Source organism: Vibrio tapetis subsp. quintayensis, from assembly GCF_030409945.1.
GTDB lineage: Bacteria > Pseudomonadota > Gammaproteobacteria > Enterobacterales > Vibrionaceae > Vibrio > Vibrio quintayensis.
Window position 1 is genome coordinate 16,794 of the sequence record NZ_JAUFQV010000012.1, and the last position, 24,782, is coordinate 41,575.

19 protein-coding genes are annotated in these 24,782 nt (G+C 44.5%); 15 read left to right on the forward strand and 4 right to left on the reverse strand.

Annotation, left to right across the window (positions count from 1 at the left end):
- Positions 1-76: 76 nt before the first annotated feature.
- On the reverse strand, positions 77-949 hold the full coding sequence (locus tag QWZ04_RS04975; RefSeq protein ID WP_290325569.1) for a patatin-like phospholipase family protein: 873 nt from the start codon (positions 947-949) through the stop codon (positions 77-79).
- 490 nt (positions 950-1,439) lie between these two features.
- Between QWZ04_RS04975 and QWZ04_RS04980 the strand changes: the two genes are divergently transcribed.
- The 11 genes from QWZ04_RS04980 (at position 1,440) to QWZ04_RS05030 (ending at position 12,693) form a co-directional block, all read left to right on the forward strand.
- The gene (locus QWZ04_RS04980; protein WP_290325572.1) at positions 1,440-3,692 is read left to right on the forward strand and encodes a ribonucleoside-diphosphate reductase subunit alpha; all 2,253 of its coding nucleotides are present in this window, start codon (positions 1,440-1,442) and stop codon (positions 3,690-3,692) included.
- A gap of 27 nt (positions 3,693-3,719) precedes the next feature.
- Complete coding sequence (locus QWZ04_RS04985) at positions 3,720-4,652, forward strand: ribonucleotide-diphosphate reductase subunit beta (RefSeq protein WP_102522425.1); 933 nt, start codon at positions 3,720-3,722, stop codon at positions 4,650-4,652.
- Between the two features lie 11 nt (positions 4,653-4,663).
- A complete protein-coding gene (locus QWZ04_RS04990; RefSeq protein WP_290325576.1) occupies positions 4,664-4,906 on the forward strand; it encodes a glutaredoxin domain-containing protein in 243 nt (80 codons plus the stop codon).
- Between the two features lie 173 nt (positions 4,907-5,079).
- Positions 5,080-5,472, forward strand: coding sequence for an iron-sulfur cluster assembly accessory protein (locus tag QWZ04_RS04995; RefSeq protein ID WP_102522424.1), 393 nt, complete (start codon positions 5,080-5,082; stop codon positions 5,470-5,472).
- Position 5,473: 1 nt separating this feature from the next.
- Positions 5,474-6,961 (forward strand): Fe-S cluster assembly protein SufB, encoded by a 1,488-nt coding sequence (gene sufB, locus QWZ04_RS05000; protein ID WP_290325579.1) that lies wholly within the window; start codon positions 5,474-5,476, stop codon positions 6,959-6,961.
- A 5-nt stretch (positions 6,962-6,966) separates the two neighbouring features.
- Complete coding sequence (sufC, locus tag QWZ04_RS05005; protein ID WP_290325581.1) at positions 6,967-7,713, forward strand: Fe-S cluster assembly ATPase SufC; 747 nt, start codon at positions 6,967-6,969, stop codon at positions 7,711-7,713.
- Complete coding sequence (gene sufD / locus QWZ04_RS05010) at positions 7,688-8,935, forward strand: Fe-S cluster assembly protein SufD (protein WP_290325583.1); 1,248 nt, start codon at positions 7,688-7,690, stop codon at positions 8,933-8,935. Before sufC ends, sufD begins: the two co-directional genes overlap by 26 nt.
- Positions 8,932-10,182 carry a SufS family cysteine desulfurase gene (locus QWZ04_RS05015; RefSeq protein ID WP_290325586.1) on the forward strand — a complete coding sequence of 417 codons (1,251 nt, stop codon included), beginning with the start codon at positions 8,932-8,934 and terminating at the stop codon, positions 10,180-10,182. Before sufD ends, QWZ04_RS05015 begins: the two co-directional genes overlap by 4 nt.
- Positions 10,183-10,185: 3 nt before the next feature.
- Positions 10,186-10,596 (forward strand): cysteine desulfuration protein SufE, encoded by a 411-nt coding sequence (gene sufE, locus QWZ04_RS05020; protein ID WP_290325588.1) that lies wholly within the window; start codon positions 10,186-10,188, stop codon positions 10,594-10,596.
- A 135-nt stretch (positions 10,597-10,731) separates the two neighbouring features.
- Positions 10,732-11,961, forward strand: a complete 1,230-nt coding sequence (gltS, locus tag QWZ04_RS05025; protein ID WP_290325590.1) for a sodium/glutamate symporter — start codon at positions 10,732-10,734, stop codon at positions 11,959-11,961.
- A 174-nt stretch (positions 11,962-12,135) separates the two neighbouring features.
- Complete coding sequence (locus QWZ04_RS05030) at positions 12,136-12,693, forward strand: GNAT family N-acetyltransferase (protein WP_290325591.1); 558 nt, start codon at positions 12,136-12,138, stop codon at positions 12,691-12,693.
- A gap of 91 nt (positions 12,694-12,784) precedes the next feature.
- Here the strand turns inward: QWZ04_RS05030 and QWZ04_RS05035 are convergent, their stop codons facing one another.
- Complete coding sequence (locus tag QWZ04_RS05035; RefSeq protein WP_290325593.1) at positions 12,785-14,968, reverse strand: TonB-dependent receptor domain-containing protein; 2,184 nt, start codon at positions 14,966-14,968, stop codon at positions 12,785-12,787.
- A 349-nt stretch (positions 14,969-15,317) separates the two neighbouring features.
- On the opposite strand from QWZ04_RS05035, the gene QWZ04_RS05040 reads away from it, so the two are divergent.
- The 3 genes from QWZ04_RS05040 to QWZ04_RS05050 all read left to right on the forward strand — a co-directional run bounded on the left by QWZ04_RS05040 (position 15,318) and on the right by QWZ04_RS05050 (position 19,545).
- Positions 15,318-17,282 carry a TonB-dependent receptor gene (locus QWZ04_RS05040; protein ID WP_290325594.1) on the forward strand — a complete coding sequence of 655 codons (1,965 nt, stop codon included), beginning with the start codon at positions 15,318-15,320 and terminating at the stop codon, positions 17,280-17,282.
- Positions 17,283-17,291: 9 nt separating this feature from the next.
- Positions 17,292-18,527 (forward strand): MFS transporter, encoded by a 1,236-nt coding sequence (locus QWZ04_RS05045; protein WP_290325595.1) that lies wholly within the window; start codon positions 17,292-17,294, stop codon positions 18,525-18,527.
- A 133-nt stretch (positions 18,528-18,660) separates the two neighbouring features.
- Positions 18,661-19,545: a helix-turn-helix domain-containing protein gene (locus QWZ04_RS05050; RefSeq protein ID WP_290325596.1), complete on the forward strand. Its 885-nt coding sequence runs from the start codon at positions 18,661-18,663 to the stop codon at positions 19,543-19,545.
- 34 nt (positions 19,546-19,579) lie between these two features.
- Here the strand turns inward: QWZ04_RS05050 and QWZ04_RS05055 are convergent, their stop codons facing one another.
- Together QWZ04_RS05055 and QWZ04_RS05060 are read right to left on the reverse strand one after the other, a co-directional pair.
- Positions 19,580-19,819, reverse strand: a complete 240-nt coding sequence (locus QWZ04_RS05055; RefSeq protein ID WP_290325597.1) for an RNA recognition motif domain-containing protein — start codon at positions 19,817-19,819, stop codon at positions 19,580-19,582.
- Between the two features lie 186 nt (positions 19,820-20,005).
- A complete protein-coding gene (locus QWZ04_RS05060) occupies positions 20,006-21,616 on the reverse strand; it encodes an ABC-F family ATPase (protein ID WP_290325598.1) in 1,611 nt (536 codons plus the stop codon).
- A gap of 409 nt (positions 21,617-22,025) precedes the next feature.
- Here QWZ04_RS05060 and QWZ04_RS05065 point away from each other — a divergent pair, with 409 nt between their 5' ends.
- On the forward strand, positions 22,026-24,779 hold the full coding sequence (locus tag QWZ04_RS05065) for a M16 family metallopeptidase (RefSeq protein ID WP_290325599.1): 2,754 nt from the start codon (positions 22,026-22,028) through the stop codon (positions 24,777-24,779).
- Positions 24,780-24,782: the final 3 nt, after the last annotated feature.

Here is a 24,782-nt window from a genome sequence, read left to right on the forward strand (position 1 = left end):
ATTTACATTGCTTTACATAACCATTAAATATGTAAGTGAATGTGATTTTCTACTTTATATACAGCGAGTTATTGCTTTAAAAACAAAAATGACAGTTTTCTTCATGGAGTCCGTACTTGCCGTTTTGGATATCCAAATGTTCACGGCCTGCAGTGAGCCCCATTTGATAGCCTTGATCTAAGATCGGGCGACTCATCGTCAAGCGCTTAACGCCAAAATTCTCCGGTGGAGCGATGACTCGTATCGTCGCGTCCTTAGGAGGATGACGAATGAAGTCTAATGATTGATTATAGTTGCTGGCTCTTACTAGCATCGATTCGGCGATATTTGGGTACTTTGATAACACACGCTTTAGAAGCCAAGGGTGCTTTGCCGGTTTCATTTGATAGCTCAGAGGGTGAGAGAGAATGACGGTAATGTCTCGCGCCCCACGACGATAAGCTTCTCTTACTGGGATCGAATCGGCCACGCCACCGTCTGTATAACACCCACCAGAGAAACACGGGGGTTCCCGATACGCGATAGGAAGCGCTGTGGTCGCTTCGATAATATTCGATAGATTACCGGGTTTGATTTGATAGTAGTCGGCGTGACCTGTTTCAATGTTGGTTAAAGCCGCGTACATCGGAATGCTGTTAAATAGCACATCACAAGCGATGGGGTAGCGTCGGTTAGACTCCTCCCATAACCATTTCACGTCGACTAAATTTCCGCCTTTCGCAAACCGAGTCGGATTAAAGAATGTTTTATCCGTTGCCATAGAAGTGATGACTTGGTGGCTACGCTTAGGCGCTTGAGATAAGTAGCCAACCAAATTCGACGCTCCCGCAGACACACCAATAGCAAAGTCATAGGGGAGGTAATTCTCTTCCATAAAGGCATCGAGCACACCGCTGGCAAATATGCCTCGCATTGCTCCCCCTTCTACGATTAAGGCTTTTTCATTCATAAATCTGAGTCCGTTTGCGTTTTTAGGCTTAAATCAACTAACCCTAGAATAATGCGCATGGTTGATAAGAGATAATGGGTTCTTTGAATAGATTCGATAGGCAAAAACTATCGTTTTTTAAGTGCAAGGCCACTAGGTAACCATTCACCAAACCCAGTTACCAAAATCAGTCACCAAAACCAAGCTCGAAAAGCCTAAAAGGGTTAGAGGTTGAAAGAGAGAATGCATTCACTCAGTTATTCGATTTCTAACTCAGCCTTAGTCTGTTTTTTACAGCTTGAATAGGGGGGAGATTAAAAGGCCTATACCCTGTTTTTTGGGTCGCTTGTAGGTTTGTATTGACCAGTGTATCGGCGACTGGTTTATCGTCTAACAATATATTTTTATCGTGATTATAATGTAAATTAACTTGTAATGATAACTATTATCAATTAGATCTAATGGCTCAACATATGGTGTATTAACCAAGAACTGGCACAAGATATAGATTATGGACGTTATAAAAAGAGATGGTCGAGTAGAGAAAGCAAGCCTTGATAAAGTCACAAGACGCGCAGAAGCCATGGCCGATGGATTGAAGGTAGAACCGATTTCGGTTGCTCAGAAGGTGGTATCGGGTCTGTATGATGGCATTAAGGTGACACAAATTGATGTGTTCCTGTCAGAGACGGCTGCAAGCCTCGCAGCGGAGCATCCTGATTACTCAAAGTTGGCGGCAAGAGTGTTGGTCAGTTCGTTGCAAAAAGAAACGTCGGGTTTCTTGCATGCAACGGAGCGGCTTTCAGCCATTGGCTTGCTTTCCGCTGAATACACGGCGCAAGTGCGTAAGTATGGTGAGATCCTAACCGACCTTATTGACTATCAAAGAGATTATGATTTTGATTACTTTGGATTCAAAACTCTTGAGCGTTCCTACTTACTGAAAATCGATGGTGTGATTGTCGAACGGCCTCAAGACATGTATTTGAGAGTCGCCATCGCGGTCGCAGGCGATGATATTGGTGAGATCAAGCAGCTATACGATATGTTAAGCCTTGGTTTTTATACTCATGCTACCCCAACTCTTTTTAATGCTGGCCTTAAAATGCAGCAGCTTTCTTCCTGTTTCTTACTGGGTATGCAAGAAGACTCCATTTCAGGTATCTACGATACACTCAAGGACTGCGCTTTGATCTCCAAGTCTGCGGGTGGCATTGGCTTACACATTCATAATATTCGCGCATCAGGTGCGCCAATTTTGGGCACCAATGGTATCTCGAATGGCATTATTCCAATGCTAAAAGTGTTTAACGAGACCGCACGGTATGTCGACCAAGGTGGCGGCAAGCGAAAGGGCTCTTTTGCGATTTATCTTGAACCTTGGCATGCAGACATCGAATCGTTTTTGGACTTAAGAAAGAATCACGGTAAAGAAGAGTTTCGAGCGCGTGATCTGTTCTTGTCACTTTGGGTGCCTGACTTGTTTATGGAAAGGGTTGAGCAAGACGGTGAATGGACACTCTTTAGCGAACATAATGCCAAAGGTTTGTCGGACGTTTATGGTAAAGAGTTTGTGGAACTTTACCAACAATACGAACAACAAGGCTTGGGCATTAAAACGATTAAGGCGCGCCAGTTGATGACTCAAATCATTGAGTCTCAGGCTGAAACTGGCACGCCTTACATGCTCTACAAAGACGCATGTAATACCAAATCTAACCAGCAGAACATTGGCACCATTAAGTCCAGTAACTTGTGCGCGGAGATCATGGAAGTATCCAGTGGCAAAGAGACCGCGGCCTGTAATCTGGCGTCGATAGCGTTGCCTAAATTTGTTCGGCGCGGCGCGTTTAATTTTGAAGAACTGCATCGCGTCACCAAAGTTGCCATTAAGAACTTAGATCGGGTGATTGAGGTTAACTATCATCCAACCGATAAAATTGAAGCGGCAAATCACGCTCACAGGCCAGTGGGTTTGGGTATTCAAGGCTTAGCGGATGTGTTCTTCATGCTCAATTTGCCTTATACCAGCGACAGTGCCAAAGCGTTGAATCGTGATATTGCCGAAACCATGTATCACGCCGCCTTACAAGCATCGAGTGAAAGGGCAGAGCAATTAGGTGCTTACAGCAGTTTTGATGGTAGCCCGGCAAGCCAAGGTGTTTTTCAGTTTGATATGTGGGACACCACACCGTCGGAGCGTTGGGATTGGAAAGCGCTCAAGCAGCAAGTAGTGACTCACGGTTTAAGGAATTCATTGCTAATAGCGCAAATGCCAACTGCGTCTACTGCGCAGATATTGGGTAATACAGAAGCGTTTGAGGCGCAAACGAACAACATCTATAAGCGACAAACACTTTCTGGTGAGTTCATTCTCATTAACAAACATCTGGTGTCGGCGTTAGAGGCCAAAGGGCTTTGGACGCCAGAGATCCGCGACAGCATCATTGCCAATAATGGCTCAGTTCAAGATCTTGCGAGCATCCCCGATGAGATGAAAGAGGTCTACCGTTCCGTGTGGGAGATTTCGCAAAAAGACATCATTGAAATGTCGGCAGACAGAGGGCCGTACGTTTGTCAGTCCCAAAGTTTGAACCTCTGGTTGGCCTCACCGACCTTCGCTCAAATTAACGCCATGCATTTCTATGCTTGGAAATCGGGCTTGAAGACAGGGATGTATTACCTACGGACTAAACCTTCGACTAACGCGGTCAAAATGACGGTGAACGTAGAAGATGAAGACTGCCTAAACTGCGGCGCATAGTGTCCGGCTTACCTTAAAGGAACCCCCATGATTGTTAAGAATAAATTCAGCCTTTTTCCTATTCAATATGAAGAAATCTGGCAGGCGTATAAAACCCATGAAGCGGCATTTTGGACCACAGAAGAGCTCGATTTTGCCCAAGACATTCCCGACTTAGCCAAACTGACCGATGGCGAGCTGCACTTTATCCGTCACGTTCTGGCCTTCTTTGCTCAAAGTGAGGGCATGATTAACGAAAACTTGTTAACCCGATTTTATGGCGAAATCGAGATAGCCGAAGCTCGGTGTTTTCTCGCTTTGCAAGCGTTTAACGAAGTGATTCATGCTGAGACTTATGCATTGCAGCTAGAAACCTACATCCCGGATATTGAAGAGCGCGAAAGGCTATTTAACGCCATAGACAACGTGCCAACAGTAAAGCGTAAGGCCGATTGGGTGATGCGGTGGATATCATCCGATAAACCGCTGGCGATGAGGTTGATTGCTTTTGGTTTGGTTGAAGGGCTGTTTTTCGCAGGCAGTTTTTGTGCCATTTACTACTTTAGGAAACGGGGTTTGTTGGCAGGGTTAGCAGCGAGTAATGACTTGATTGCTCGCGACGAGGGCCTGCATTTTAGCTTTTCTGCTTTGTTGTTCAAAACCCTCGGACAAGGGCAAGTCAGCCAAGCTGAATTTGAAGAAATTTGCCGTGAAGCCGTCTCGATTGAAAAAGAGTTTGTGACCGAAGCCTTGCCCGTCGGATTGATTGGTATGAATGCCGAATTGATGTGTCAGTACATTGAGTATACGGCGGATGTGATCGCAGGGCTATTCCGTTTCGAGAAGATATACGGAGCCGAAAACCCGTTTGATTATATGAGGTTACTCGATATGGAAGGAAAAACTAATTTCTTCGAGAAACGGGTCACGGAGTACAAACGCCCACAAGATCGCCAACTGGCGTTCGATGCGGACTTTTAAGGGAATACATCATGAACATTGATATGTTTAGCAAGGAAAATTGTTCGCAATGTACGATGGCCGCCAACTGGTTGCAGCAGCAGGGGTACGACATTCGTCACTTAAAACTTAACGTCGATTTTGACAGGGAAACCTTGTTGTCGTTATTTCCAAGCGCAAGAACTTATCCGCAGTTTCGCCTTGATGGCCGCCTGATCGGGGATCTTAACGCCTTAAAGCAGCAGCTTTCTTTTGCTTGTGAAGCGCAATTTTAGCCTTTCTAAAGTAAGGCATGTTTATTCATTGGGACGCAATGATTGACCCAAAGATAAGCATGCCTAAAACATCGATCACGTAATTCTGTATTACCCTCTGAATACTTGTGGTTGATATGATAATAATTATCATTATCATATCGGTCTGGTTATTTATGATTAAGGCAGTTGTTATGACTTCTTCAAAGACAGATATTGCCAGCTTTTCTCTTCAGGATGAAGAATGGCAGGGGATTTCACTGACCCCATCCGCCGCAAAACGAATTTCTCAACTTTCTATGGACGACATTTTCATCATGCTTTCGGTTAAACCTTCTGGTTGTACTGGGTATGCCTATGTATTGGATCAAGTTTCGGTTTGTGAATCGAAAACGACCGCCACGTCGGATAAAGATAAATTACGATTCGAATCTCATGGCTGTTCTTTTTATGTCGCATTAGAGGCGATGCCATTTGTGGATGGCACTGAAATTGATTACGTACGTGAAGGGCTTAATCAGACTTTTGTTTATCACAACCCCAACGTGACAGCCGAGTGTGGCTGTGGCGAGAGTTTTGGTGTTTAACATGACTGCAATAGATATTCAGCCGGAAGTAAAAAAAGCCTTAAATAGTGAAAGCTACAAAGAAGGCTTTTTCACTCATTTGAATAACGACACCCTTGAGAAAGGGATTAATGAAAACGTCGTGCGCGCTATTTCCCAAAAGCGCAATGAACCTGAATGGATGCTCGAATTTCGACTGGCCGCTTTCAAAACGTGGCTTGAAATGGAGGAGCCTCATTGGCTTAAAGCGCAGTACGAAGGGCTCGATTACCAAAATTACAGTTATTATTCTGCGCCAAAATGTGGTGGTTGCTCAGACGATGATACAGAGACGTCGCTGGATGAAAGCCCACAAGATGGCTCCAATGCGTTTCTGACAAAAGAAGTTGAAGCGGCATTTGAGCAGCTCGGCGTGCCAGTGAGAGAAGGCAAAGAGGTGGCTGTTGATGCCATTTTTGATTCTGTATCCGTTACCACAACGTATCGTGAAGAGTTAAGTGAGCTTGGTATTATCTTCTGCTCATTTAGTGAAGCCATTCAAGAGTATCCGAAACTCGTTCAGCGTTACTTGGGGTCGGTTGTGCCGCCCAAAGACAACTTCTTTGCCGCGTTAAATGCGGCGGTAGCCTCTGATGGTTCGTTTATTTATATTCCTCCTGGGGTGCATTGCCCGCGAGAACTCTCTACCTACTTTAGGATCAATCAAGCTAAAACCGGCCAATTTGAACGCACCATTTTGGTGGCTGATGAAGGTTCTTATGTCAGTTATATCGAAGGCTGTTCAGCTCCGGTCAGAGACACTTATCAATTACACGCGGCCGTTGTAGAGGTGGTGATTTTAAAAGACGCCGAAGTCAAATATTCCACGGTTCAAAATTGGTTCTCGGGTTCGGAAGAAAACGACGGCGGTATTTTGAATTTTGTCACCAAGCGAGCGGTGTGCGAAGGGACGAATAGCAAGATGTCTTGGACACAATCGGAAACGGGATCGGCGATCACTTGGAAATACCCCAGTGTCATTTTAAAAGGTGACAATTCCGTTGGTGAATTCTTTTCTGTTGCTTTAACAAATGGTAACCAACAGGCCGACACAGGCACCAAGATGATCCACATTGGTAAGAACACAAAATCGACCATCATTTCTAAAGGTATCTCGGCGGGTAAAAGCGAAAATAGCTATCGCGGTTTAGTGAAGGTGCTGCCAACCGCAGAGGGAGCGCGTAATTTTACTCAGTGTGATTCCATGCTCATTGGAGCCGATTGTGGTGCTCATACCTTCCCTTACGTGGAAGTAAAAAACAGTTCCGCTCAAATAGAACACGAAGCCACCACCTCTCGCATCGGTGAAGACCAACTCTTCTATTGTGTGCAACGAGGCATCAGCGAAGACGATGCAATCTCTATGATTGTGAATGGCTTCTGCAAAGATGTTTTTTCCGAACTTCCTCTCGAATTTGCTATAGAAGCGCAAAAACTGCTGTCTATTAGCTTAGAACACAGCGTGGGTTAACGATTATGTTAGAGATTACAAACCTAGAAGCCAGTGTCGATGGCACTCCTATTCTTAACGGCATCAATTTGTCGGTCAAAGCGGGCGAAGTTCACGCCATTATGGGCCCTAACGGTTCGGGAAAAAGCACGCTTTCAGCAACATTAGCGGGCAAGGAAGACTACGAAGTCACCGCAGGTGAGATGCTGTTTAAGCAAAAAGAGTTAGCGGATCTCGACCCTGATGAAAGAGCCGGCGAGGGCATTTTTCTTGCTTTTCAGTACCCAGTAGAAATTCCTGGAGTGAGTAATCGGTTGTTCTTAAAAACCGCTCTGAACGGTATTCGTGCTTATCAACAAAAAACCAAGTTGGACCAATTCGACTTTGAAGACTTGTTAGAAGAAAAAGCCAAACTCTTGAAAATGCCGTTTGATCTGCTGAATCGCTCGGTCAACGAGGGCTTTTCTGGGGGCGAGAAAAAACGTAATGATATTTTGCAAATGGCGGTTTTAGAACCCGAGTTATGCATATTGGATGAAACCGATTCCGGGTTGGATATTGATGCGTTAAAAGCGGTGTCTGATGGCGTGAATGCGCTTAGGGATGGCCATCGTTCGTTTATAGTCGTGACTCACTATCAGAGAATTCTCGACTACATTAAACCGGATTTCGTGCACGTGTTATACCAAGGAAAAATCGTCAAATCAGGTGATCATACTTTAGCAAAAGAACTGGAGGATAAAGGCTATGGTTGGATTATCGGAGAAGAATAGAGACGTCGCTTTAACTCGACTGTCTGGCTTGGTAGGGCAGAGTTCATGGCAGCAGAGTCATTGGCAATCTTTATTGAAATTAGGGCTGCCCGACGAACGCCACGAAGACTGGAAGTACACCTCGCTTGCTGATTTTGTCCAGTTGCCGTATTGCAAACCTTCTCATGGAAATGTGCACGGTATTTCGTTTGAAAGCTTAAGCATGGTGTTTGACTGTTATCGTTTGGTGTTCTTTGATGGTGAATTTCAACATGATCTCTCTGACGAAATTCCCAACGTAGATTACGAGTTAATGACGGCGGAGACTTTTGATTACGGAGCGGCCATTGCGCCTGACATGGTATCGCTATTGGCAGAAGCAAGTGCGACCACCGGAGTGCATGTACGAGTGCGAAATAACACTCAAGTGAAAAAGCCGATTTACTTGTTCCATCTAAATTCTGGTGGGTTAGGGGAATGGTGCAGCTATCGTCACCACATTGAACTTGGGCAAGGGGCTCAGTGTGAGGTATACGAGCACCATACTTCGCTTGCGCTAGGTGGCGGCGTCACGTGTTCAAGGTTATCGTGTGAGGTCGGTAATGGCGCCAATTATCGTCATTTTAAGTTGGTTGAAGAGAGCCAACAGCAGCACCACTTTGCTCACAATGATGTGATGGCGCAAAGAGATAGCCAAGTGCGTAGCGACGTATTTATGCTTGAAGGACAATTGACTCGGCACTCGACCAGTGCGACGTTGCAAGGCGCTGGGGGTTATGCCCAGCTCAATAGCTTGGCGCTACCAAAGCAAGAACAAGTCTTTGATACTCGAACTTACATTCAGCACGCCTCGCCACATTGCGACAGCGATCAAACCCATAAAATCATAGGCAAAGACAACGGTATTGGTGTGTTCAATGGCTCGATATTGGTTGATAAACATGCGATTAAAACCAATGGTCAAATGGACAATCACAATTTGTTGCTCAGCGATTTGGCTCAAGTAAACAGCAAGCCACAACTAGAAATCTATGCCGATGACGTGAAATGCAGCCACGGTGCAACTACGGGCCAAATCGATCCGAGTCAAGTTTTCTACTTAAGAGCAAGAGGAATTCCTTTGGCTCAAGCTGAGAAAATGATCACCTTTGCTTTTGCCGGAGAGCTAACCGATGCTATCGAGAATGACGACGTCAGGCAGCATATCATTCGTAGAATTGAGCAGAAGTTGGACATGGCATGAGTAAGCTTAAAGCTGCGATGTTATCCGAATGTCGAGAGCAGTTCCCCACGTTAAAGCAATGCGTTAATGATAAACCTCTGGTGTATTTAGACAGCGCGGCAAGTGCACAAACGCCACAAAGCGTTATAGACAGAATGACGCATTTTTATCAGCATGAATATGCGACCGTGCATCGTGGGGTTCACCAACTGAGTGCCGTTGCGACCGAAAATATGGAAAACGTGCGCGACCAAGTTCAACAGTTTTTGGGGGCTGAAAGACGCGAAGAAATTGTGTTTACCAAAGGCACAACCGAAGCGATTAACTTAATCGCCAACTCGTTCGTTAAACCGCGTTTGAAGCGCTCATTAACGACACATCAACACCAGATCATTGTGACTGAAATGGAACACCACGCCAATTTGGTTCCTTGGCAAATGTTGGCTGAAGAGTTTGATGTTGAGATCAAAGTCTGGCCAATGACAGAGACTGGCGAATTGAATATCGATGACCTACTGCCTTTGCTCTGTGAAAGCACTATTTTGTTGGCCTGCACTCACGTATCCAATGTCTTGGGGTGTGTGAACGATATTGCCTCCATTACTCAAACTGCGCATCGTTATGGTGTGCCTGTGCTGGTCGACGGGGCGCAAGCGGTGATGCACCAAAAGGTGGATGTTTCGGCATTGGGTTGCGATTTTTACGTGTTTTCAGCACACAAACTCTACGGGCCTACGGGAATCGGAGCCTTGTTTGCAAAGCACGAACACCTCGTGAATATGTCACCGTGGGAAGGGGGCGGCGCCATGATAAGCCAAGTCTCTTTACCTCGTGGAACTCGCTATAACAGTGCGCCTTGGTGCTTTGAAGCGGGGACGCCCAACATTGCCGCAATTTTGGGGTTAGGAGCGGCGATTGATTTTATGGAATCCATCGCTCTGGATGCCATTCAAGAACACGAAACTGAGCTTATGGATTACGCGTTGGCGCAACTGGCACGTGTTGAAGGTGTTGTCATTTATGGGAAACCTAAATTCCGTACTGGGGTTATCGCTTTTAATCTCACGCCACACCACGCTTACGATGTTGGGCTCTTTCTGGATAAATACGGCATCGCGATTAGAACGGGGCACCACTGCGCGATGCCCTTGCTACAACGGTTAGATCAAACGGCGGTTTGTCGTGCTTCTTTGGGCTGTTACTCCAATAAGGCCGACGTAGATAGCTTGGTTACCGGGTTGAAACGCATCACCACTTTACTAGGATAAATCATGACGCCAGAAAAACTTGTTCGAAACTTTGCCCGTTGTGTGGATTGGGAACAGCGTTATCTGTATTTGATTGAATTAGGCGAAAACTTACCTAGCCTTGATGTTGCAAAGCGAACCAAGGAGTACGAGTTACAGGGTTGCCAGAGCCAAGTTTGGTTGCAACAAGTCTTGATTCATGACGGTGGTGTTTTTCGATTGTTTGCTCACAGTGATGCGGCCATTGTTAAAGGGCTCATTGCGCTAACGATTATTGCATACGATGGCAGAACGCCAGTACAGATTGTCGAATTCGATATAAAAGGCTGGTTTGAAGAGCTGGAGTTGCATCAGCACATTACGCCAACACGAAGTCAGGGATTATCCGCCATCGTTGCGCAGATCATTAATACAGCCAAACAGGCTATACAGTAAGCCGTTCTCAACACTTGGCAGGGCTTACTATTTAAACAAGATAGATCGGATTCGTACTTGAGCACGGATTAGGTGTACAGAATCAAGATATTAAATTAGTCTCTTATTTAAATGTCGATTACTTAAGGATAGAAAATGGAATTCTCGGATGGAGCGCTTCAGCTCAATTCATTCTTTACGGTTACCATAGGCATTATTGTTTTGTTCATCGGCCGACGCCTAAATCAGGTGGTTGGCTTTCTGAAGGAATTCAGTATTCCGGAGCCAGTTTCCGGTGGCATCGTGTTTTCTCTGCTTTTCACGCTCATTTATGTCGTGACGTCGGTGGAAGTGAACTTTGATCTTACGGCGCGCGATGTCTTATTGGTCTATTTCTTTACGACCATAGGGATCAACGCGAGTTTATCCGATTTGTTTAAAGGCGGTCGGCCTCTTATTGTCCTGCTTGCGGTGACCATTTCCTATATGATTTTGCAGAATTTGACCGGCATTGGCGTGGCAAGTTTGTTTGGTCAAGAGCAAGTAGTTGGTATGCTTGGTGGTAGTGTGTCACTCATTGGAGGACACGGAACGGCGATTGCTTGGGCTCCTAAGATTCAAGAGCAATTTGGGCTCAGTAATGCCATGGAAATTGGTATCGCCAGTGCGACATTTGGGTTGATTCTTGCGAGTTTGATGGGTGGGCCGATTGCCAAATATTTGATTAACAAACATCAACTTAAACCTGCAGCTAACAGCCCAAAAGAGAAAACTCAGGGTAAAGAAAGCGTTATCCCTGTCAAAATGACGTCGTTTGATTTTCTAGAAGCCCTTCTCGCGATTCATATTTGTGTGATTGCCGGTTTCTTTCTCAATAAAGGTGTCAGCGAATTGGGGTTAGATTTACCTTTGTTTGTGACATGTCTTTTTGCCGGTATTGTGCTGACCAATTTGAACCCGAGAAATTATAAGCGAATCACTGGCACCGCGTGGCCAACACGAACGGCGGCCATCGACTTAATCGCGGAAATCTCTCTTGGCACCTTCTTAGCGATGTCTTTAATGAGCATGCAGCTTTGGACCTTAGTTGATTTAGCTGGGCCGATATTCGCCATTTTAGGGATGCAGTTTGTCATTGCGATTTTGGTGAATTTGTTTGTGGTGTTTCCTGCCATGGGCAAAAACTATGACGCTGCGGTTATTTGTTCGGGGTTCGGAGGGATTTCTTTAGGGTCCACTCCAACGGCAATGGCGAATATGTCTGCGGTGTCCCAGCGTTATGGTCATTCCGCACAAGCCTTTATCATTGTGCCTCTGGTGTGTGCCTTCTTTATCGACTTGGCAAATGCGTTGATCATCCCGTATTTCTTGGGTGTGTTGTCGTAACTTGATGGCTCGCTAAGGGAAATCGTGCATCATCTAATACAGCCTTGTAGCAATATGAGGCTGTTTTTTTGTCAGTAGATTATTTCGTTTTTATAGGATATAGCATAGGAATGGAATCGAGTTTTCGATTTATATGTAGCCTATTCGAGTTCAAAATGACATTAAGGACAGTGTTTGTTTAAGTTAGAAACGCAGCGTCTTATCATTCGTGATATGAAAGCAGAAGACGAAGCAGGCTTTGTGGCGATATCTCAAGATGCAAAATATCAACGCTTTTACGATGAGGCAGATTGCGAGCCTCAGAAGTATCGCGATTTAACCCAATTGTTTATTGAGCAAGCGGCTCAGGTGCCACGGGAATCCTATCAGCTTGCGGTTGAGTTAAAAGAAAGCGGCGAGTTTATTGGCACTGTGTGTCTTCGTTTAGAGGGAGACAGACAAGCCTCTATGGGGGCAGGGTTAGCGCGCCACGTGCAAGGGAATAATCTCATGCCAGAAGCAGCACGCGCACTGGCCGAGTTTGGTTTTAATGAACTGAACGTACACCGAATTTATGCAGAGACCATTAAGGAAAACCGAGCCGCTATTCGGCTGTGTAAAAGCCTAGGTATGCGGCAAGAAGCCGAATTTGTTGAGCACCGTTATTTCAAAGATCGCTGGTGGAATACGATCGTGCTAGCGGTGTTGAAAAGCGAATGGTGTAGAGCGGATCTGGTATCGAAAGGGAAATGATAAGAAAATAGAGATTCTGTGCCGCCCACCTTGGCTGCACAGAATCACAGGTTAAAGTGATTTGCTCGTCGTGTTGTTGTAGAGCGTTTTGTTATAAATCGTAGGTTAGGCTAACTCGTATTTCACGGCCCGGCCCAGAGACCCCGTTGGATAGGTAAGGCTTGTAATCTACATCTTTGAGGTTTTTGATTGTGGCTCTTAACATCAAATCTTTCACCGCTTGAGGCTGCCAGCTCAGGTAAATATCTTGCAGTATGTATTCCTCACTTGCCGCAGGGAAGTAAATAGAATCCTCAACTTTTTCCTGAGAGTGATACCAACGTGCTTTATAGCCGGTGATCAATCCATCAATCCATTCATAGCCAACGCCAAGCTTCATGCTTACTGGCGGGATGCCATACATATAAGTGTCTTGGCCACTTGCGTCGGTCAGGGATCCGTTATGTTTTCCTTCAATGTAGCTGGCATAAGCGTCCACATATAGGCGTTCGATACGATATTGTGCTTGGAAGTCGACACCATAGTTTTTATAGCCATCTAAATTGACCTTCCAGCTCTGGATCTCACCAGAGTCTCTGTCAAGATTAACGCCAGTACGGTTCATGACATTATTGGTTACGCCATTGTAGAACGTGGTGATTTCGGTCGTTAAAGTGTCCTCATTCGTCGCAAGCCCAGATAGATGATTAATGACAGAGGCGCGATACGCATGAATACGCTGAGCTTCTAGTTGTCTTGCTGTGGCCGATGCTTTAGCTCGTGCGTATTGCACTGCATAGATGTCATCTACCGACGGCGCTTTCATCTGGTAAGCATAAGAAAAATTCAGCAAGGTATTGTCGGTAAGATCATAATCAAGTTGAATTCTAGGGCTGAGTCCTGAATGGGATACGCTGCTATAGTCGTGTCCAGCTGCAGGGTCGTTGTAATCTGGGGCAGGGTTCTCCTTGCCTTTCGATTGAACGTAGTCATAACGAATCGACGGGGTTATTCTAAAGCGATCTGTTATATCTATCTCATCCGCAAGATATGCTGAATAAGAAGTTTGAACGCCTGACGGGTCAAAATATGGAATGAAAACACCAAAATTCTTGGCTGGTTTATTTACGTACAGTTTAGATACGTTATGAGCCAGTGTATCTCGCGTGTTTTTCTCGTATTGCACACCGGTTGTAATTCTATGGCGACCTATTTCCATTTCATTATTGATGTCAAGGTAGTCTCTTTTGTAGGATGCCCAAGATTCATGACCATACGAACCTATTGATACAAACATTTTTTGCCATGCTATGTCTGGTCGGCGCCAATGACGTTCGTTGTTTGTATGGGCCGCAACAACTTTAAGATTCACTAACGGTGAAACGGGGTCATAGGCATATTGCAGGGAGGTGGTACTGTCTTTATATTCGTTTTGAACGGTATAGGCGTATTTCGCGGCCTCTAATGAACCATATTTTTTGATGTTATATTTGCTGATGTTTGCAAATGCCCCGCGCCTTGCAGCCCAAGGTTGTCGGCCTTCATCTTTGTACATTGAATGGCTGATTTCAAATAAATGATCCGCATTTTGATAGCCGACTTTAACTAGGCCATTATTTTGCGTATAAGCGGAATATTCAAGCGCGTCTCCCCCACCAATTTTAATGTCGTTTGAGTCTTTCCACGTGCCAGACGCAAGGAAGTATAGACCCGCATCAGTTTGACCAAATACGGATACACCTGTGTGCTTTTGGGCATCGTTGTCGTTATAACCGAGGTGCACTCGTGCGCCAAAACTGCGGCCAGGCTTTAGTAGTTCGTCGACGGTTTTTGTTCGGATTCGGATGGTGCCGCCAAATTTACCGTTAGATTTATAATCGTGTGAGCCCTTAATGACTTCTGCCTCACTGATAAGGTAAGGGTCAAAGAAAAAGGTGCCATAACGATATTGTTCGAAACCAATAGGAGCCCCATCAACATAAAGGCCAATATCACTTGGATCTGAGAACCCCCAAATACTGATTTTTTCGCCGCCTGAACGTGCTCCACCATCAATGGATACGCCAGGAATATCTTCAAACAATTCCGCTATATTGGTTGGTTGTTCAGTTTCAATTTGTTGTCTTGAAATGAGTGTTTCCCCAGGTTTATCAATGGTAATGGGCTGGCTGTAGCGATTACCATAAACGTCCATAACTTCAGCCGTGTCGTTAGAAGATGATGGAGAAGCGATTGCGAAAGAAGCAATTACCAAGGGGAAGGCAAATAAAATTACGTTTCTAATTGTAAGTTTCATAGTGTTTCTGTGTCATTTTATAGAAGTGCGAATAGTACATTTACTCCGGGTGTAGATGCAAATGATAATTAATGCTATTATCATTTGTGGTGTTCGAGAGATAAGATATATCTTGAGTTACGCCTATGCTTCCCAATTTTGTTCTTCAAATTCCCGATATTGATATCCCCTAAACCCACGCTAGATGAGAATAGTTCCTAATAAGTGCGGTCGCCCCATTTTGCTTTGAACGCAGCCGTTGCTGCATATAAGTCGATTGCGAATTAAGCGACTGTCGTAGTGGTTCGGTTGATTAGTGACTGGAAAACGGAATGTTTGCTAGTTGATATAGGGATAAAGGAATTTAGATATGAATAAGTCATGCGTTGAGAAAACAGTGTTAGCCAGCGCGATCTTTCTCGCGATGAGTAGCTTTCAGGTATTTGCAGCCGAAGCATTGGATGTGATGGTAATAGAATCAACGAAGTTTGAGACTCCTTTGTCTCAAGTGAACAATTCGGTGTTAATCAAAACGGGCGATGAGCTGGAAAAGGCCGGTATTTATGCCGTAAAAGATTTAGAAAAGGTTTTTCCGGGCTTATTAATTCAAGCGCGTGGAAATCAAACTTACAGCAACACCACCATTCGTGGAATCAGCTCCCCTGACTATTATTCACCGACGGTTAGCGTGTATGTCGATGGGATCCTTCAAGATAATTCATTTATATCCCAACAGCTTATTAATGTTAAGCGAGTGGAATTGCTTCGTGGCCCGCAAGGCACTTTGTATGGCGGAAATGCACAAGGTGGGGTAATAAACATCATTACCCAAAAAGCGTCACCTGATCGTCAATTAAGAACTTCTGCTCTTTATTCCAACCTGAGTAAACAAATTGATGCTGTTGGTTCAGTTCCTGTTTCTGATGCGTTGTACGCGGATGTATCAGCTCGATATGTCTATGACGAAGGCAACATCGACCATACACCGAGTGGCAAGAAAAACGCCAATAATGCCAATGATAAATCGCTTAAAACCCGTTTGCATTACATGCCAGAAGACTCGGCGTTGTCGGCTACGCTGTCTGTCATGGCCGACAAGCTCGACAGCCACGAAGAGTGGTATTTGAGTGAAAAGGAACATGAAGCTGGTGCGACTAATACCGATGTTCCGAATCTTACCCGTGATGTGTATACCTATTCTCTTAACCTTGGGTACGACTTTGGTCACGCTAAATTGAACAGCATTACGGCGTTTCAAGATAGAAAGATTGACCGAGAGTACGCGTTTGGGCGTTGGGAAGAAGACCAAAATAAATTTACTCAAGAACTGCGCCTGAATACTCGCTTTAACGAATCTCTTTTAGCTTTAATAGGCGGTTACTTTGAAGATCGTGATCTGAAAGTAGACACGGGAACGGGTATCAATAAATTGGATTACCAGACATATGCGTTGTTTGGTCAAGGTAACTATCAATTAACCGAGACCGTTGACCTCACCTTGGGAGCAAGAGCATCGCATTCAAAAGTTAAGTCGGAGTTTGGTGGTAATACTGCGTGGCATATTAACCCAAGCGAGGGTGAACTGACGGAAAATATGATTTCGCCTAAAGCGGCATTGGGCTGGCAAGCACTGGACGACACGCGGGTTTACCTATCATTGACCAGTGGTTATCGACCTGGTGGGTACAATGTGATTCCTTTAAGCAATAAAGACTCAAAAGGTTATAAAGCAGAAACCTCATTAAATGCCGAGTTGGGCTGGCGCACGAGTCTGTTGGATGACATGTTGGATTTCAGCGGCGCGCTTTACTGGATAAAAACAAACGACGTACAAATTTATACTGGTGTTGTTGGTAGTCAATCGCTAGAAAATATGGGGGTTGCTTTAAGTCAGGGTCTTGAAGCTGAACTGGCTTTTTATGCGACCGATGACCTGACCATTTCGTTGGGTGGTACACATGGCAGCTCGACATTCCGTTCAAATAACGCGGGTTTATCTGGCAACAAACTTCCTTACGCCCCTGATACAACCGTGACTTTGGGGGGGGACTACTATTTACCACAATCGTGGGTTGAAGGAGACATCTTTGTTGCGTCACAGGCTCGCTATACCTCGACTATCTATTTCGATGAGAAGAATACGCTCTCACAAGGTGGATATACCCTTGTCGACCTATCGCTTAATTATGACTACAACAAGGATTTTTCTGTTTCTTTGTTTGCCAACAACCTAACGGATAAAAACTATGTCACTTATGCCTTCTCATACGGTGGAACATACAGCAACTATGGAACAGGCAGAGAGGTGGGCGTTAAAGCTCGCTACGACTGGTAGATGACATTAATGGCTAGTTCATTTTCCAATAAAATAAAACCCTTGCTCGCCATTTTGGCGAGCGTTTATACCATTCAAAGTTTGATTGGTATGTTTACCTTACAAGGGTTGCCTGCGGTAATGAGAAGTGAAGGGATCTCCACCTCTCAGATCGGTCTGTTCTATTTGGCAATGTTGCCTTGGGGCTTGAAGTTTTTATGGTCGCCTTACATTGAACGCCAGCGGAAACAAGGAAGTGTGTTTGTCCGGCATGCAGTAATCATCATCCTTGCTCAGTTTTGTATGGTTGCCATGTTAGTGCTGCTATCGTTGACCTCTGCGGTTAGCCACCTGAATGCGGTTTTTGCTTGCGTGCTTGTGCTTACTTTGGCGTCTACGTTTGCAGATATCACCGCAGATGGATTGGCCGTTGATCAATTGCCAGTGAAAAAGAGATACCTTGGTAACATTATGCAGGTTGGCGGTGCATATTGTGGCGCTGTGTTTGGTGGAGGCTTGTTTATTTATGTCATGGGTTTTGTCTCGTGGCAGTACGCTCTTCTTATTTTGGCTGCTTTAGTCCTGATAATGAGCTTATCGACGTGGAGCCTGTTTCGAATGAAAGAAGTGAGCTTGTCGGCGAATGTTGAAGACGCGAAGCCATCATTAAGCAAGTCACTACAAAACCCTTTGGTGCGGACTGGGCTCGTATTGGTGATCGTCAGCCAATTAGGGACTCGTGGGGCGCTGTCTATGATGATGCCATTTTTATACGATCAGGGGTTAAGTCTTGCCAACTTAGGTTTGTTGGTTGCCGGAGGCGGTGTTCTGACAGGGCTTGTTGGTGTTGCGTTTGGTGGCTGGCTGGTTAAGCAAGTGTTTGCGATTAAGGCCATCTATTTACTGTTAGTTGCTGAGGCCATTACGTTTTCATTATTGGCTTTGTATAGCGCGCAAGTATTCACTCTTGATTGGGGGTTGGAGGCGCTGTTTATTCTCAATAGTGTGGTTTCGGCGGCCAAATTCGTCGCTTTGTATACCTTGATGATGGACTATGCCTACGGAACGCAATCCGGTGTGGATTTCTCAATGTTCCAATCAATGGATATGCTGGTGGCCATCGCGACGGCCATGATTTGTGGCGTGATCATTGAGCGGTTTGGCTATCTGTACCATTACGGTTTCTTGGTCACATTTACTTGTATTGCGATGGCTTGCATTAACAAGTTAATCGGCTCAACTCAAGATACTGTGGAAGCTCAATAGGATTATCGGATAAACGTCGGCTCTCGATTCAGTGAAATAATGATACTCACACATCTATCAATATCAATGATAACTATTATCATTTACCATAGTGTGGTGCAGAGTACCCGTTTAACTGATTTGGGAGAGCGAAGTGGGGAATATCGTGAAGAGCTTGAGCCAAGTAAGAGGGCTGGAAGGAAAGTATGATGTTGTTGCGATGGGCGAAGGTGTCAGTGCTTATGTGGTTAACTGTAAGGCATTAGACTCTGTACGTTTTAATGATCCCGCAGACGCCGGGTTTTACGTTAGCTTTACTGGAACGAATCATGCGGAAAGCCCCGAATACCCAGATTACCCAGCATCATCTTTCGCGTTTCGTTGTATTGCCTCACTTATCCCTGAGCCTGATCTACACAATTCTATTGCGCTACCTAGAAATGGGAAAATAGAAAATATCCGTATTTATTTTCCATTGCACCATAGCTTGACTAAGAGCCTACTTCCGGAGGGCAATGGGTCATCATTTCGGCCATTCGAGTTATATGAAACGGGCTGGCAAATGGCGTTAACAGGGGATATTCGAAAAATTGCGATGTCTATCTGGAACAATGATTATCAGGGGGCGTCACGAGCGTTATGGTTAAAAGGAAAGCTCTTTGAGTTGCTTGCATTGCTAATGGTTCATCGAGAGCCAAGAACATTGGCAGAGCGTGCTTGTGAAAGAATTGCTCAACAGCCATATCTAAATTGGAATATACCTTGCTTGGCAAAAGAATTGGCAACCAATGAGTGCTATTTGAAACAGGCATTTAGGCAGCAGTTTGATATGGGAGTAGCAAGTTGGATTCAATCGTTGCGCATAGGGTTAGCGAAAGAGCAGCTTTCTGAACCAAACGAATCCATTACTCAAATCGCATTGGCACTTGGTTACCAGAGTGGCAGTTATTTTTCTAAGGTGTTTAAGCAACATACAGGCCAAACGCCTAGAGAATTTAGAAACAATCTACCTTGTAAACCAAAAAAGCCAACGACTTAGATCGTTGGCCTCATACTCTTAGTGGTAATGTCGCTTACAAGTCAGCGATTTTCACTCGAATTTTGCTTTTTGCAACAGAACTTGAGTTCAGAGCAATGATTGCCGTTTGTGCTTCGTCTTCATTTGGCATTTCTACAAATGCGAAGCCTTTTGATTTACCGGTTTCTTGGTCTAGTACTAGGGTGCACTCTGCTACCGAGCCGTGCTCAGAAAATAGAACACGAAGTTCTTGTTCTGTCGTAGAACGAGAAAGGTTACGAACTAAAAGTTTCATGATAAACCGTTTGGTTTGAAATTGTGGCGCCGATTGTCTCAAGGAAAGACAAGAACACCAAGAACTTCTTCAAAAGACATGCATGATAAGCGTATTTTTAAGTCGTGGCTCCCTGCAGATAATAGGTACAAAAAAGGGAGAAAGCGCATGCTTTCTCCCTTTCTAATCTTTTACTCTTCTATGAAACTAAGAGATTTCGACTTGCAGTAAACGCTTTTGGTGATCAAGGTATTCGTTGTACGTACCTTGGAAGTTTACTAACTTTTTATCTTTGATATCGATAATACGCGTAGCGAGTGACGAAACAAATTCACGGTCATGGCTGACAAAAATCAGCGTACCTTCGTAAACTTTAAGCGCTTCGTTTAGTGCTTCAATCGCTTCCATATCCATGTGGTTCGTTGGTTCGTCCATGATCAGCACGTTGATGTCTTGCATCATTAGCTTGCCAAACAACAGACGGTTTTTCTCACCACCAGAACAGTTACGTGCTTTTTTGTTTGAATCATCAGCGGTAAACAATAGGCGGCCCAAAATACCACGTACCATAAGGTCGTCGTGTTTCGCGGTACGCCACTGAGAAATCCAATCGAAGATGCTTAAATCGTTGTCGAAATCTTCTGTGCTGTCTTGTGGACAGTAGCCTACAGAAGCATTTTCAGACCACTTAATCATGCCTTCTTTTTGCTCAAGATCTTTCACCAAGCAGCGAAGGAAAGTGGTTTTACCTACGCCATTTTCACCGATAACCGCCAGTCTTGTGCCGGCTTCAAGCAGCATTTCACCGCCTTCAAACAGCAACTCATCATCAAACGAGTGACCAAGATCTTTAATTTCTAGCGCTAGGCGATGAAGTTTTTTGCCTTCACCGAAGTTAATAGAAGGGCTCATTCTGCTTGAAGATTTAACTTCGTCTAGCGTGATTTTATCCATTTTTTTAGCACGAGACGCGGCTTGCTTAGCTTTTGATGCGTTGGCACCAAAACGGTTCACAAAGTCTTGAAGTTCAGAAATCTCTGCACTTTTCTTCGCATTGCTTGATAGCAACTGCTCGCGGATAAGGCCTGAAGCTTCAAGGAAGTACTCGTAGTTACCTGGGTAAATGCGCAGTTCACCGTAATCGATGTCTGCCATGTGAGTACAAACAGAGTTTAGGAAGTGACGGTCATGCGAGATGATGATCATCGTACATTTACGTTGGTTCAACTCTTCTGCTAACCAGTTAATGGTGTGGATGTCCAAGTTGTTCGTTGGTTCATCAAGAAGCAAAATGTCTGGGTTAGCGAATAGAGCTTGCGCCAGTAGAACACGAAGTTTCCAACCAGGAGCTACTTGCTGCATTAGGCCAAAGTGAAATTCTTCTTCAATACCTGCTTGCAATAAGATATCACCAGCACGGCTTTCTGCACTGTAGCCATCCATTTCAGCAAACTCACTTTCAAGTTCCGCGACTTTCATGCCATCTTCTTCACTCATTTCTGGTAAAGAATAGATGCGCTCGCGCTCTTGCTTGATTTCCCAAAGCTTAGTGTCACCCATGATAACAACGTCAATTACGCTGTATTGCTCAAAGGCGAATTGGTCTTGGCTCAGTACGCCCAGCTTTTGGCCCGGAGTAATAGAGACGTTGCCAGAGCTTGGTGTTAAAGCGCCACTTAGGATCTTCATGAATGTTGATTTACCACAACCATTTGCACCGATTAAACCGTATCGGTTACCGTTGCCAAATTTTGCAGAGATGTTTTCAAACAACGGCTCAGCGCCAAATTGCATTGTAATGTTTGCTGTAGATATCAAAGAAGTAGTCCTAGCTATGTACTGTTCGACCAAAGATTCGGCCAGTCAGCCAAAATGGGAAGCAAGTAAAGGTAAATAGGCGGCGAATTATACAGACTTGTGTCACAAAATGTAGAAATTCTGAGTTTTATTTTGTTTGTGCTAACCAGCCTAGCGCGGCTTTAACCTCAATAGAGCACGAGTGACGAGCACTTCGAACGGTACTGAAACGCGGTGAGTAAAGCGGCATGATGTGGCACTCGAAAAGGAGCAGATTGCGCATTCAACTTGTGATGTCACTGTAATTTATAAAACAATCACTTACATGAAAGGTAAATTTCTCTCGCAAATAAGTGTAACAAATATGGCACTACTTACTGATTGGTTATCAAAGATATATATTCGATATCAATGATTGATTGGAGTGATTATGAAAGCGTATAGCCTTGTTTTATTAGCCAGTTTTACTTTGGCTGGTTGTGTAACAACACCGGAAGTTCCTTTGAAGTCTGACCCGTATTGGGTGAGCGCCGAGCTTGAAAATGGAATGAAGTATCATATTTATCCTGACCGAGAAGAGCCAGTATCTGTTCGCCTAGTGATGCATGTCGGCTCACTGCAAGAAAACAATCAACAGCTTGGCTATGCGCACTTTGTCGAGCATATGGCTTTTAACGGCAGTAAGAATTTTAGCCAAAATGATGTCATTAAATTATTCGAAAAAGGTGGTGCGAGCTTTGGCGCCGATATTAACGCTTATACAAGTTACGAAGAAACAGTCTATAAGCTTGACTTGGTCGATAATAGTCAACTTAAAGAAGCGCTTCTTTGGATGAGAGATATCGGTGATGGTATGGCGATGGACGCCAAGGAGGTCAGCAAAGAAGCAGAAGTCATTCAGGGAGAATTCCGTTTAACAAGGCTTCAAGAGAAGCCCATCGGCTTTCAGTTTTACGATCATATGATTCAAGGCACACCGTACGAAGCACGAGACCCACTTGGCACACGAGAAATTGTTAATGCCGCAAGCAATACTGATCTTCGTGAATTTTATCAAAAGTGGTACCACCCTCAGTATGCTGAAGTGATCGTCGCGGGTGACGTGACATTGCAAGAAGCAACAGAAATCATTAAATCAACTTTTGGTGATTGGCAACCGGGAGACATTCCGGAAAAAGAAAAACTCGCTATGTTAGAGCTGAGTAAAGCCGATTTTGTCGGTCATGTAACGAAAGCTGAGTCACCAAGTATTGGTATTATGATCGATAGAGGTCAACGCCGTTGGGATACTCGGGAAGATATGTACCGCTATTGGTTGGACGATGTGTCTCAGCGACTTATCTATGAGCGTTTGACTAATGATTTTACTAACGCAGCGTTGCCTCAAAATGGCACATTGTCGATGCCCTTTGATTTTGACAGGCGACGTTATTCATATTCGCAAGTTGCTTTTCCTGAAAAGTATCGAGAAAGCAGTCAAAAACAGTTTTTTGATTCTTTGGCGTCACTGCGTGATCACGGTGTCGATGAACAGGCTTTCGCTAATGTCATGAAAGAATATCAGAAGCGATTAAATAATGTGCAGTTCGATCGTGAAAAGCTAACCGGATTGGAGCATGCGAATGGAAAAGTATTGGCGATTTCGTTAGGGCAGGTGGTGCAATCTGAACTGGATCATAAAGCGAGTTTGGCTGAGTTCACTGCCAAAATAGATTTGGCATACATGAACCGACATATTAAGGAGTTGTTATCCAGTACTTACCTGATTGCGGCTGGGGTAAGTAAAGATATTCCTCTGCAAGACGTTGAGAGTCAATTTCCCGCGTTGAAAACACAATTCGATAAAACTGGGGTTAAGCCGTTAGCAAAACTTGCGTCTGGTGCATTTGTAACACCGAACCTTGTGGGCCAGGTAATAGAACAAAGCCAGTACCAGGAAGATCCACCCATGACCCAATGGGTATTAAGTAACGGAGTTGAAGTGTTGTACTTAAACGATGTTTATGCCGGTGATGACGTGAGGCTCGTTTATTCTAGTAAGGGGGGTAAAGAGTCGTTAAGCCGTGAATTGTTCGCAGCGTCTGAAATTGCTGTACCTGTGGTAACACGCAGTGGGATTGGTGAGTTCAGTGGATCCCAACTATTCGAACACCTAAATAAGCACAGTATTCAGCTCTTTCCGTTCATTAACTTTACTCAACATGGGGTTGAAATTCATACCGATAAAGAGGGTTTAACGGAAAGCCTTGCGGCGTTACATACTTTGTCTACGGATATTAATGTTGATGAAGCTCAACTCAAAGCCGTTAAGGATGAGTTTATTAGAAACCGAGATGCTTATATCGAATCTCCGTTTGGTCAATTTATTAGTCAATTTAATCATGCATCATATGAGGAAGACAGTTCGCATTGGCTGATAGACGGTCAAGGGGTTATAGGGGTTACGAAGGCTCAGATAAATGACGTTCATCAGCAATTGTTTTCCAATAACATCAATTTCAAACTGGTAATTGTTGGCAATCTACCTACCGCACAATTGACGCCATTATTAAAAACATACGTCGCATCAATACCACTCACCAAGGTTGAACCAGTAAAATTTGATGCTAAATATAGGGCGAGCCCTAAAAAGCGAATCAACGTAGCGTTAAATACCGAGAATAGTACGGAATACATCTACCGTACGATCGCCGTCCACTCTGAGCCGAAAACGGCGAAGACTGTGTTTATGGATGATATGTTACGCCGGGTGATTCAGGCTCGTTTGGAAAAATACGTTCGAGAAGCATTGAGCTTGGATTACGCCCCGTACAGCTATGCGGTAGAACAAGACGGCGAACCAACGACCGATTGGTTTATTGGCGGGAAAGTGGCACCTAAAAATGCGACGAAGATAGAGCAAGCAATTGACGAAGTGGTTCAACAATTAAGACAAGGCATTAGCGAAGAAGAAACTCAAACGGTCGCTAAGCAATTCATAGCGGATATGAAGCCGATAGCAAAAGATCAGGGGCAGCATGCATGGTTCTTATCTCGATACAGCGTACATGAATATGGAACGGAAGCTATTTTCGATATAGAAGGGACGACAGCCAGCATTACAGCCGAAGATCTTTCACTAAGGGCGAAGCAGGTATTCTCAGACAACAATCGAGTTATCAGAAGCATCTTTTCACCCAAATAGTCA